At 71.1% G+C, this 11363-nt stretch carries 13 protein-coding genes; 8 read left to right on the forward strand and 5 right to left on the reverse strand.

Annotated features, from left to right (window positions below; genetic code table 11):
• Positions 1-4 precede the first annotated feature (4 nt).
• The 3 genes from ACQ86M_RS12840 to gap all read left to right on the forward strand — a co-directional run bounded on the left by ACQ86M_RS12840 (position 5) and on the right by gap (position 2563).
• Positions 5-436 (forward strand): MarR family winged helix-turn-helix transcriptional regulator, encoded by a 432-nt coding sequence (locus tag ACQ86M_RS12840; RefSeq protein WP_431245740.1) that lies wholly within the window; start codon positions 5-7, stop codon positions 434-436.
• Positions 433-1377, forward strand: coding sequence for a GlxA family transcriptional regulator (locus ACQ86M_RS12845; protein WP_431245741.1), 945 nt, complete (start codon positions 433-435; stop codon positions 1375-1377). The genes ACQ86M_RS12840 and ACQ86M_RS12845 overlap by 4 nt, the downstream gene beginning before the upstream one ends.
• 187 nt (positions 1378-1564) lie before the next feature.
• Positions 1565-2563 (forward strand): type I glyceraldehyde-3-phosphate dehydrogenase, encoded by a 999-nt coding sequence (gap, locus tag ACQ86M_RS12850; protein WP_431245742.1) that lies wholly within the window; start codon positions 1565-1567, stop codon positions 2561-2563.
• 19 nt (positions 2564-2582) lie between these two features.
• Here the strand turns inward: gap and ACQ86M_RS12855 are convergent, their stop codons facing one another.
• Entirely contained in the window at positions 2583-3557 is a 975-nt protein-coding gene (locus tag ACQ86M_RS12855; RefSeq protein WP_431219058.1) for a diacylglycerol/lipid kinase family protein, read from the reverse strand.
• A gap of 39 nt (positions 3558-3596) precedes the next feature.
• Positions 3597-4919, reverse strand: coding sequence for a protein kinase domain-containing protein (locus ACQ86M_RS12860; RefSeq protein WP_431245743.1), 1323 nt, complete (start codon positions 4917-4919; stop codon positions 3597-3599).
• A 154-nt stretch (positions 4920-5073) separates the two neighbouring features.
• Here ACQ86M_RS12860 and ACQ86M_RS12865 point away from each other — a divergent pair, with 154 nt between their 5' ends.
• The 3 genes from ACQ86M_RS12865 (at position 5074) to ACQ86M_RS12875 (ending at position 6010) form a co-directional block, all read left to right on the forward strand.
• On the forward strand, positions 5074-5508 hold the full coding sequence (locus ACQ86M_RS12865; RefSeq protein ID WP_431219060.1) for a MarR family winged helix-turn-helix transcriptional regulator: 435 nt from the start codon (positions 5074-5076) through the stop codon (positions 5506-5508).
• 69 nt (positions 5509-5577) lie between these two features.
• Positions 5578-5742, forward strand: coding sequence for a hypothetical protein (locus ACQ86M_RS12870; RefSeq protein ID WP_183080093.1), 165 nt, complete (start codon positions 5578-5580; stop codon positions 5740-5742).
• 13 nt (positions 5743-5755) lie between these two features.
• Complete coding sequence (locus ACQ86M_RS12875; RefSeq protein WP_431219061.1) at positions 5756-6010, forward strand: DUF6458 family protein; 255 nt, start codon at positions 5756-5758, stop codon at positions 6008-6010.
• Positions 6011-6092: 82 nt separating this feature from the next.
• On the opposite strand, the gene ACQ86M_RS12880 is transcribed toward ACQ86M_RS12875, so the two are convergent.
• Complete coding sequence (locus ACQ86M_RS12880) at positions 6093-7472, reverse strand: pyridoxal phosphate-dependent decarboxylase family protein (RefSeq protein ID WP_431245744.1); 1380 nt, start codon at positions 7470-7472, stop codon at positions 6093-6095.
• 139 nt (positions 7473-7611) lie between these two features.
• Here ACQ86M_RS12880 and ACQ86M_RS12885 point away from each other — a divergent pair, with 139 nt between their 5' ends.
• Positions 7612-8487 carry an aminoglycoside phosphotransferase family protein gene (locus tag ACQ86M_RS12885; RefSeq protein WP_431245745.1) on the forward strand — a complete coding sequence of 292 codons (876 nt, stop codon included), beginning with the start codon at positions 7612-7614 and terminating at the stop codon, positions 8485-8487.
• A gap of 12 nt (positions 8488-8499) precedes the next feature.
• On the opposite strand, the gene ACQ86M_RS12890 is transcribed toward ACQ86M_RS12885, so the two are convergent.
• Both ACQ86M_RS12890 and ACQ86M_RS12895 read right to left on the reverse strand, forming a co-directional pair.
• A complete protein-coding gene (locus ACQ86M_RS12890; RefSeq protein WP_431219063.1) occupies positions 8500-8832 on the reverse strand; it encodes an ATP-dependent DNA ligase in 333 nt (110 codons plus the stop codon).
• Between the two features lie 185 nt (positions 8833-9017).
• On the reverse strand, positions 9018-10391 hold the full coding sequence (locus ACQ86M_RS12895) for an NAD-dependent succinate-semialdehyde dehydrogenase (protein WP_431245746.1): 1374 nt from the start codon (positions 10389-10391) through the stop codon (positions 9018-9020).
• 204 nt (positions 10392-10595) lie between these two features.
• Here ACQ86M_RS12895 and ACQ86M_RS12900 point away from each other — a divergent pair, with 204 nt between their 5' ends.
• Positions 10596-11363, forward strand: a complete 768-nt coding sequence (locus ACQ86M_RS12900; RefSeq protein ID WP_431219065.1) for a glucose 1-dehydrogenase — start codon at positions 10596-10598, stop codon at positions 11361-11363.

Below are 11363 nucleotides of genomic sequence, written 5' to 3' on the forward strand. Positions count from 1 at the left end.
AGGTATGGACATGCGCGAGGCGGAAGCCGAGGAGCACCAACCCGAGAACTGGCCGCTCGGCCGGCTGCTCGGCGCCGCATCCCGGGCTGTCGAGCGCGCCTGGGCCGACGCGCTGGAGCAGCGCGGCCTGACGCACGCCGGCCTGATCGTGCTGCACCTGCTCGAGCTCGGCTTCGACTCGCAGTCCGACCTGGCCCGGATGGCGCGGGTCGAACCGCAGACGATGTCGCGCACTGTGGACCGGCTGGAGCGCGAAGGGCTCGTGACGCGCGCGCCCGACCCCGGCGACCGCCGCCGCCACGTGCTCGCGATCACGGAGGCCGGGCACGAGGCGTTCGCGGGCGTGCGCGGGCTGGAGGATGAGGTGTTCCCCCAGGTCGCCGATCCGGCCGCACTGCGGGCGGCCCTGCTGCAGATCGTCTCCGCCCGGTCATGAGCGGGTCGCATCGCGTCGCCGTGCTGGTGCTCGAGGGCGCGAAGCCGCTGGATGTCGGCATCCCGGCGCAGGTGTTCTCGCACCGGCCGAGCATGCCGTACGAGGTGCGGGTGTGCGGTGCCACGCCGGGGCTGGTCACCGGCGGCGACGGGCTGTCGTACCACGTCGCCGACGGCCTGGAGGCGCTGACGGAGGCCGACACCGTGTTCGTGCCCGGCTACCGGAACCCGGGGATGGCGGATCCGCCGGCCGCCGTGGTCGGGGCGCTGCTCGCCGCCCACGAGCGCGGCGCGCGGCTGGCCGCGATCTCGACCGGAGCCTTCGCCCTGGCCGCGACCGGGCTGCTCGACGGCAAGCGGGCCACGACCCACTGGCACTACACGCGCTCGCTGGCGGAGCGGCATCCCCTCGTGCGGGTGGATGAGAACGTGCTGTTCGTGGACGAGGGGAGCATCCTGACCTCGGCCGGCGCCGCCTCCGGGATCGACCTGTGCCTGCACCTGGTGCGCCGCGACCACGGCGTCGGGCTGTCGAACCGTGTCGCCCGGCGGCTCGTCGCGGCGCCGTACCGCAGCGGCGGGCAGGCGCAGTACGTGCCGCGGAGCGTTCCGGAACCCCTCGGCGACCTCTTCGCCGAGACCCGGGAGTGGGCGCTGGCGCACCTGTCCGAACCGCTGACGCTGGATGCGCTCGCCCGCAACGCGAACGTCTCCGCCCGCACCTTCTCCCGGCGGTTCGTGGAGGACACCGGCTACACACCCATGCAGTGGGTGCTGCGCGCCCGGGTCGACCTGGCGCGCGAGCTCCTGGAGCGGAGCGACCTGGGCGTGGAGCAGATCGCGGCGCGGGTGGGCCTCGGTACGGGCGCGAACCTGCGCCTGCACTTCCAGCGCATCCTGGGCACGTCGCCCACCGAGTACCGCCACACGTTCTCCGCCTGACGCGCGCGCTCGGCCCTACGCCCTCCCCCGCTCCGCCCTCCCTCCCTCCGAGTGGTGCCACGGTGGCGGGATCCTTGCGCAGGCTGTCCTCATAGCTGGCGCGATCATTGCGGACCATGTCGCTCACGCCACTGTCGGTCGCCCGATGCGCCTCGCACCATGGATGCGGCACACGAAAGGAACGCCCATGACCCGCATCGCCATCAACGGATTCGGCCGCATCGGCCGCAACACCCTCCGCGCCCTGCTCGAGCGCGACTCCGACCTCGAGGTCGTCGCCATCAACGACCTCACCGCCCCCGACACGCTGGCCCACCTCCTGAAATACGACAGCTCCCTCGGCCGCCTCGGACGCACCGTCGAGGTCGACGGCGACGCCCTGGTCGTCGACGGCCGCCGTATCCGCGTCCTCGCCGAGCGCGAGCCCGCCGACCTCCCCTGGGCCGAGCTGGGGGTGGATGTGGTGCTCGAGTCGACCGGTCGCTTCACCTCCGCCGAGGCCGCCCGCGCCCACCTCACCGCCGGCGGGAAGCGCGTGCTGGTCAGCGCCCCGTCGGACGGCGCCGACGTCACCCTCGCGTACGGCGTCAACACCGACGTGTTCGACCCCGAGCAGCACGTCATCGTCTCCAACGCATCCTGCACCACGAACGCCCTCGCCCCGCTGGCGAAGGTGCTCGACGACCTCGCCGGCATCGAGCACGGCTTCATGACGACCGTGCACGCCTACACGCAGGAGCAGAACCTCCAGGACGGCCCGCACCGCGACCTCCGTCGCGCCCGCGCCGCCGCGGTCAACATCGTCCCGACGACGACGGGCGCCGCGAAGGCGATCGGCCTGGTGCTCCCGCAGCTCGACGGCAAGCTGTCGGGCGACTCCATCCGGGTGCCTGTGCCGGTCGGCTCCATCGTCGAGCTGAACACGACGGTCGAGCGCGACGTGACACGCGATGAGGTGCTCGCCGCCTACCGCGCCGCGGCCGAGGGCCCCCTGCGCGGCATCCTGGACTACGCCGACGAGCCGCTCGTCTCGAGCGACATCACCGGGCAGCCGGCCTCGTCGATCTTCGACGCCGCGCTGACCCGCGTCGACGGCCGCCACGTCAAGGTCGTCGCCTGGTACGACAACGAGTGGGGCTTCTCCAACCGCGTCGTGGACACGCTGGAGCTGCTCGCCCGCGCCTGACGCCGGGCGGCGCCGTCCGTCACTCCGCGCGCGGGACCCTGACCTTCAGGCTCGACGGGTCGATCCACGTGCGGAGGGCGGACGCGCGGCCGAACAGGTCGCCGTCGAGGTCCACATCCTGGGGCCGGTTCAGCCGCATCACGAACTCGCGACCCTTCAGGTAGTTCATGGCGCGCACCTGCTTGTCGGCTCCCATCAGCCGCCGGCCGACGGTGGTGCGCCGGAGCACGCCGTTCTCCCAGAAGATCTTCACGGCGATCTGGACCCACCCGATGAAGCCTTCCGGCCGCAGCACGACGATGTCGAACTCGCCGTCGTCCACCGCCGCCTCGGGCAGCAGGAGGATGTTGGCGGGCAGCGACCCGCAGTTGCCGATGAGGACGGTGTGGGCGCGCACAGAACGCACGCCCTTGTCGTCGAGTTGGTAGCGCAGGCGCAGCTCGTTCTTGTCGCGGAGCACCGTGCCGATCGCCTTCACGTAGGCGAGCCAGCCGTGCCGGGCCTTGAGGTCGTCGTCGGTGGCCGCGATCATCTGGGCGTCGATGCCCACGCCGGCCATCACCAGGTAGGAGTGCTTGCGCGTCGGACCGTCCCCGTCGCGGAGCTCGACCACGCCGACATCGATCGACCGGTCGTCCCCGTCGAACGCCGAGTCGAGGGCGTGCCCGATGTCGTCGAGCGTGAGGTCGAGGTTGCGGGCGAGGAGGTTGCCCGTGCCCGACGGAAGCAACGCCAGCGGGACGCCCGTGCCCTGCAGCTTCTCGGCGACGGTGCGGACGGTACCGTCGCCTCCGGCGGCGATCACCACGTCGACGCCGTGCTCGAGCGCCTGCTCCGTCTGCCCGGACCCGGGGTCGTCCTCGGTGGTCTCGATCCAGAGTGTCTCCGCCCAGCCATGGCGTTCTTCGGCGGCTCGGAGCGCCTCGCGCAGGGCGGGCTCATCGACCTTCACCGGGTTCACGACGATCGCGGCGGTCCTCGTTTGCTCGGGCATTCCCCGACAGTACCGGCGGAGGGCCGATCGCGGAAGCGGTCACGGTTTGCCTTTGCCGCCGCCGCCCTTGCCCGCTCCGCTGCCGTTATTCCCGGGGCCCTTGTTGGGGTTGTCGTTCGTCGCGGGACCGGCCGGAGCCTGAGGCTGCACGGGCTGGGGCGCGGGGACGGTCTGCGGCGCCGGGGCCTGGGTCGCGGGCGCCTCGGCCGGAGCGATCGTCGCGGGCGGGGCCTCGACGCTGGGCGTGGGGCGCGGGGTCGTCGGGACGCTCTGCGGCTCCTCGGAGGCGGGCGCCATCATCGACCCGAGCGCGAGCGCCGAGACGACCGCGAGGATGGACCCGGCCACCGCGCCGGTCGCCACCATGCCGCGACGGCGCCGCATCGAGCGCTGCGAGCGCGCGGATCGCCGGGCGGGGAGGACGCGCGTCGGGTCGGTCGCGTCCGACGCGGGCGCGGCCCCGGCCCAGGCCCCGGCAACCGTGCCCACGGCACCTGCCGGCACCGCCCGCGTCGTGTCCTCCGCCTCCGGCGCCCACCCCGCGAGCTGCGGCGCGAGCTCCCGCGCCATGACCGCGACCTCGAACGCCGTCGGGCGCAGCGACGGGTCGCGGGCCGTCATCGCGCCGAGCAGTCCGCGCCAGTCCTCCGGAAGGGATGACGGGATGCGCGGGTCGCGCGCCGCCCGCGCTGCCACCGCCTCCACCGGGGTCCCCGGATACTCGCGCACGCCGGTGAGAGCCTCCAGCACGACGAGGCCGAGCGAGTAGATGTCCGCGGACGGCCCCGGCTCCCCGCCGAAGATCTGCTCGGGGCTCAGGTATCCGGCCGTGCCGATGACCGTGCCGATGGTGGTGATCCGCTCGGAGCCGACCAGGTGCGCGATGCCGAAGTCCGCGAGCTTCACCACGGGCCGGCCACCCGGCACGCTCGGGTCGGCGAGCAGGATGTTGCCCGGCTTGAGATCGCGGTGCACCATCCCCGCCTCGTGCACGACCACGAGCGCCTCGGCGATGCCGACCAGCACCTCCACTGCTTCGTCTGGCGCAAGGGCGCCGCGCTCCAGCCGGCTGCGGAGGTCCTCGCCGTCGACGAGCTCCATCACCAGGAAGCTGGGGGTGCTGTCGCCGTCCGCCGCCAGGTGCGCATCGTGGAGGGCGACCAGGTGCGGATGATTGAGCCGGCCGAGCATCGTCGCCTCGGTGCGGCGCCGGGCGTCGTCGCCCGCCGTGCCGGAGGCGAACACCTTGACGGCCACCTCGCGGTTCAACTGACGGTCGACGGCGCGGAACACCGTCGCCATCCCGCCACGACCCAGCCGGTCGTGCAACTCGTATCGCTCGAGGAGCACTCGTTCGTCCACCGCGCGAGCATACGCGCGGAATCCGTGTCCGTGAATCCGCCGACAGTCGGGTTCGCACCCGTTGCGCGAAGGGACGAAAAGGGGATCACTGGGAGAGGTGACGCACGAACCGGAAGACCCTCGGCCCGACACGGGTGTTCTGGAGGCGCTTCAGGTGTACCGAGCGGCCGAGGCGGCGATGCGGCGCCGCACCGGATCCGCGATGGGAATCGGCGAGAACGACCTCCTCGCGCTGCGACTCATCCTCGACAACACGGCGGCCGGGCGCCCGACCTTCGCCAAGGACGTCAGCGCGTACCTCGGCGTCTCCAGCGCATCCACGACCCTCCTGGTCGACCGGCTGGTGCGATCGGGATTCATCGAGCGGCGTCCGAGCCGGACCGACAAGCGGTCGGTGGAGCTGCTGCCGACGCGGGCCGCGCTCGGCGACACCGGCCCCATGCTCGCGGCGGCGCAGGAGCAGATCGCCGCCGCCACGGCGGAGCTGAGCGCGGACGAGGCGGAGACGGTGACGCGTTTCCTGACCAGGATGCGGGAGACCGTCGACCGCATCGCGTCCGAGCGCACGGCTAGGCCGAAACGAACCTGAAGTCAAGGGGATTGCTAGGCAATTGAAGCAGTTGTTTTCTGGGAGTCGTCAAGGAAAGGACACTTCTCCATGAACATCCTGCTCATCATCGTCGCGATCATCGCGATCATCCTGCTGCTCACCGGTGGCTTCGTGCAGTCGCTGAACTTCCTCCTGTGGGTGGGAATCATCCTGCTCGTCCTGGCTGTGATCGTCTGGCTGGTGCGACTGCTCACGGGAAGCCGGCGAGTCTAGTCGAGGAGACCCCATGAGTCTCGGCGCGGGAATCTTCCTGGTCGTGGTGGGCGCGATCCTCGCGTTCGCCCTCAACATCCAGGTCGGCTGGATCGACCTGCACCTGGTGGGCTACATCCTGATGGTGGCCGGCGTGGTCGGCATCATCATCGGGATCGTGCTGCTCACCCGGCGTCGCACCTCCGTCGCCACCACGCGCACGGCCGTCGATCCTGCGACGGGCGAGCGCGTCACGCGCCGGACGGGCGAGTCGGACGACATCGTCTGACACCTCCCCTTCTCGAACGTGGAAGACCCCGTGCCACTCCGGCACGGGGTCTTCTGCGTATGAGGAGTGCGCGGCGGGCTCGTCACTCCATGGTGTCGAGGATGCCGACCAGGTCGTCGAAGGTCGTCAGCGGGTTCAGCACGGCGAACCGGGTGTTCGGTCGGCCGGCGTGCGAGCTCGGCGTGACGAACGCACGCTGCTCCTCCAGCAGGCGGGCGGACCACACGGCGTAGTCCTCCTTGCTCCAGCCCTCGCGCTCGAACACGACGACGGAGAGCTGCGGCCGGCGTACCAGCCGGAAGCCGTCGCGCCGCTCGATCTCGTCGGCGACCTGCTCGGCCAGCCGGATGGATGCGGTGACCGCGTCCCGGTACGCCGCCGCGCCGTGGGACGCCAGCGAGAACCAGAACGGCAGGCCGCGTGCGCGGCGGGTGAGGTGCGCCGCGTAGTCGGACGGGCTCCACTCGGTGTTCTCGGTCAGCGTGTCGAGGTACTCGGCGTGCTGCGTGTGGGCGCGGCGTCCCGCCTCCGGATCCCGGTAGATGAGCGCGCAGGCGTCGAACGGCGCGAACAGCCACTTGTGCGGGTCGACGATCACGGAGTCGGCGTGCTCGACCCCGGCGAAGCGGTCCCGGGCGAGGGGCGACAGCATGCCAGCCAGCCCGTACGCGCCGTCGACGTGCAGCCAGAACGAGAACTCCGCCTTGAGCGCGGCCACCGACGCGATGTCGTCGACGATGCCGAAGTTGGTGGACCCGCCCGTCGCCACGACCGCGAACACCTGGTCGCCGTACTCCTCCAGGGCCGGACGCACGGCGTCGCCGGTCAGCACGCCGGACTCCCCGGGCGAGACGGCCACGACGTCCACATCCATGACCCGGGCCGCCGACGAGATCGACGAGTGCGCCTCCGCGCTGCAGACGATGACCCAGCGGCCGGCCGGGTTGCCGCGCTCGGTGCGGGCGGCGTCGCGCGCGGCGACGAGGGCGGAGAGATTGCCGAGCGTGCCGCCCTGCACGAACACTCCTCCGGCGGTCGTAGGGAGGCCGAACTCGGCCGCGAGCCACGAGAGCACCTGGTTCTCGGCGTACACCGCGCCCGAACCCTCCAGCCAGGAGCCGCCGTAGACCGCACTGGCCGAGACGACCAGGTCGAACGCGGTCGCCGCCTTCGTCGGAGCGGTCGGGATGAAGGAGAGGTAGCGCGGGTGGTCGGTCGTGATACAGGCCGGCGCGAGGACGTGCTCGAACAGGGCGAGGGCGCGCTCGGCGCCGATCCCGGTCTCGGACACCGTCTGGCCCGCAAGGCGGCGCAGCTCGAATTCGGGCAGCGGCTTGTCGAGCGGGGTGTCCTCGCTCAGGATGCGCCGGCGCGAGTAGTCGAGCACCAGGTCGACGAGCTCACGGGTCTCGGGGGTGACCGCGTGCATGCGGTCGGAGTGCGGGGCGGGCGTGCTGGTCATGGAACCTCCGACGGATATGCTGTCACACAAATCGGGCATGCGTTTCGCCCTGAAAGCAAGAATGGTGCGCTCTGTGGCGGCGCACGCACGATATCCGCGTCCAACGTCGCGCCCACGGCTGTCCTGCTACGTTCGAGCGGTGAGCGACACACCCGCCGCGGACATCCGCACCGACGCCGCCCTCGTCGAACGCCTCCTCGCGGAGCAGCATCCCGACCTCCAGGGGCCACTGCGCCTCGTCTCCGACGGCTGGGACAACCAGTTGTACCGGCTCGGCGACCGGTACGCCGTGCGGGTGCCGCGCCGGGAGGTCGCCGCGCACCTCATCGAGCACGAGCAGCGGATGCTGCCCGGCATCGCGGCGCGTGTCCACGTTCCGGTGCCGGTGCCGGTGCGCGTCGGCCTGCCGTCGGCGGTCTTCCCGTGGCCGTGGAGCATCGTCGCCTGGTTCGACGGCACCGACGGCGCCTCCGTGGACGCCCCATCCCGCGCCGGTCTGGCCGAGCCGCTCGCGCGCTTCGTCGGCGAGCTCGCGGTTCCCGCGCCCGACGCTCCGGCCAACCCGGTGCGCGGTGTGCCGCTGGCCGCCCGGCACGACGTCGTCGCAACGCGGCTCAGGTCCCTCTCCGGGCGGATGGAGGTAGCCCACCTCGAGCAGGCCTGGCGCGAGGCCGTCGAGGCGCCGGCCTGGAGCGGGCCCCCGCTCCTGCTGCACGGCGACCTTCACCCGGGCAACCTACTGCTCGACGACGCCGGCTCGCTCGCGGCGGTGCTCGACTTCGGAGACGTCACCTCCGGCGACCCCGCCACGGACCTGGCGACCGCCTGGCTGACCTTCGACGGCGACGCGCGCGACGTGTTCCGTCGGGCCCTTCCCGCCGAACCGGACGCTGCGACCTGGCGCCGCGCCCGCGGTTGGGCCGTGGCCATGGGCTCGGCGCTGGCGACCGCCTCCGACGACAACCCGCGGATGGCCGCGCTGGCACGCCACGCCCTCGAACAACTGGACGAGTGACCGCGTAGCCTGCTACATCCCGCGCTCGTGCGTTGTGCCGGTGACCGGCTGGCCGTCCTCGTCAGCGGCGATCAGCCCCGAGGAGCTCGCCGCGGCGGCGGCGAGGCGCTCGATCCACTCGCGGTCCAGTGCCGGCGGACGCGAGCCGCTGTACCGGAAGCGGAGCGGGATGGACGGGTCGATCCAGACGGTCGTCCGGCCGTCGCCGTTCTCCGGCGTCTCCCGCCAGCTGAGCGCGAACGACTCCTTGCGGCGCAGCTTGGAGACGATGACGATCTCCAGATGCGCGAGCACCCGATCCTCGAACGAGATCTGCGTGCTGCTGTCGTAGACCAGGTAACCCATGCCGAACCTCCTCGCTCACCGTACCGCGGGGATCGCGGCGCGAGAGGGATGGTTCATCGCGGCGTCCGTGACGGGAAAGGAGGAGAACCGCCGCGCGGGGGCGGTGAGTCGCGAAAAACGGAGGAGTTCCGGCCCGCGATGGGACCGGAACTCCTCCGTTTCAATGCGCAGAGCGGCGGGGCTTCTTACCAGTCGTTCCCCACGCGGATGAGCTTCTTGTTGACGAACTCGTCGGCGCCGAAACGGCCCAGCTCGCGGCCCGAGCCGGAGCGCTTCACGCCGCCGAAGGGCAGCTCCGCGCCGTCGGCGAGCACGACGTTCACGAAGACCATGCCGGCCTCGATCTGGTCGGCGACGCGGGCCGCCTGCTCCTTGTCGGTGGTGTACACGTACGAGCCGAGTCCGAACGGGGTGTGGTTCGCGATGCGGACCGCCTCCTGCTCGTCCTTCGCGCGGAACACCTGGGCGACCGGGCCGAAGAACTCCTCCTGCGAGGCAGGGTTGTCAGGCGTGACATCCGTCAGCACCGTGGTCTCGAAGAACGCGCCGTTGCGGCCGCCTCCGCGCACCAGCGTGGCGCCGTTCTCGACCGCGCGCTTCACCTGCTCGTCCAGGTTCTCCGCCGCCTTGAGGGACGAGAGCGGGCCGAGCGCCGAGTCCTCGCTGGTCGGGTCGGAGGCCTCGACCTCGGCGAGCTTCTCCGTGAACTTCGAGAGGAAGGAGTCGTACAGCTCGTCGATGACGACGAAGCGCTTCGCCGCGTTGCAGGACTGGCCGCTGTTGTCGAGGCGCGCGTCCACGGCGTTCTGCACGGCCGCATCCAGGTCGTCCGTCGAGAGCAGGATGAACGGGTCCGAGCCGCCGAGCTCGAGCACGACCTTCTTCAGGTTGCGGCCGGCGATCTCGGCGACCTTGGCGCCCGCGCGCTCGGAGCCGGTCAGCGAGACGCCCTGCACGCGGGGGTCGGCGATGACGGTCTCGATCTGCGGGTGGCTGGCGTAGATGTTGACGTACGCGCCCTCCGGGAAGCCGGCGTCCAGGAAGATCTGCTGGATGGCCGCGGCCGACTCCGGGCACTGCTCGGCGTGCTTCAGCAGGATGGTGTTGCCGATGACGAGGTTCGGTCCGGCGAAGCGGGCGACCTGGTAGTACGGGAAGTTCCACGGCATGATGCCGAGCAGCACGCCGAGGGCCGAGCGGCGGACGACCGCCGAGCCCGAGCCGTCGAGCAGCTGGATCGGCTCATCCTTGAGGAATTCGTCCGCGTTGTCCGCGTAGTACTCGTAGATCGCGCCGGCGAAGTCGACCTCGGCGAGCGCCTGCTCGACCGGCTTGCCCATCTCGAGCACGATGATGTCCGCCAGCTGCTGGCGGCGTTCGACGTGCAGCTCGCCGACGCGGCGCACGAGCGCGGCGCGCTCCTGCCCGGTGGTCGACCGCGACCAGGTGCGGAACGCGTTGTCCGCTGCGGCGATCGCCGCTTCCAGGTCGGCGTCGCTGATCGTATCGAAGGTCTTGACCGTCTCGCCGGTGGCGGGGTTGGTCACGGCGTAGCTCATGGCGCTCCTCTTCTTCACTGAAACGGGACTGGCCCATGTTCACAGTACGGCCTGCGGGCATCCTGTGGATCGCCACATCGTCCACGGGATGCGCCACCCCTGGACACTCCGTCCAGGACGCACCCGATCCTGCAGGCTCCCTCAGTAACCGTTGCATTCATGCAAGGGCAGCGTTCAATGGGTGGCGATCCGAAGGAGGAGCTCGTGGACCTGAGTGGCAAGTCCGTCGTCGTCACCGGCGGCAACAGCGGGATCGGAGCGGCGATCGTCCGCTCCCTGGCTGCGGCGGGGGCAGCAGTGGTGATCGACTACGTCGCGCATCCGGAGGACGCGGCCGACCTGGTGAAGGACATCACCGCGGACGGCGGACGCGCGGTCGGGGTGGAGGCCGACGCGAGCAGCGTCGCCGGCATCGACAAGCTGATCTCGACCGCTGTCGACGAGTTCGGCCGGCTCGACGCGTACGTCAACAACGCGGGCATCGAGAAGCGGCACAGCCTGCTGGAGGTGGACGAGCAGACTTTCGACGAGGTCATGAACATCAACCTCAAGAGCGCCGTCTTCGGCACCCAGCGCGCGGCGAAGCGCTTCATCGAGCAGGGCTCGGGCGGTGTCGTCGTGAACGTCTCATCGGTCCACGAGGACTGGCCCATGCCCGGCAACCTCAGCTACTGCGTGTCGAAGGGCGGGATGCGCATGCTGACCCGTACCGCGGGCGTCGAGCTCGGGCCGCAGAAGGTGCGCGTCGTGAGCGTCGCCCCCGGCGCCGTGAACACGCCGATCAACGCCTCCACCATGAAGGACGACTCGATGCGGCAGAAGCTGGAGAACAGCATCCCGCTGCGCGAGGTGGCCGAGCCGTCGCAGATCGGGGATGTCGTCGCTTTCGTCGTCTCGGACGCCGCGGCCTACATGACCGCCACGACGGTGTTCGTGGACGGCGGCATCATGCACGGCAGCGTGGGACTGTGA

The sequence above is a fragment of the Leifsonia xyli subsp. cynodontis genome, from assembly GCF_050632205.1.
Lineage (GTDB): Bacteria > Actinomycetota > Actinomycetes > Actinomycetales > Microbacteriaceae > Leifsonia > Leifsonia xyli_D.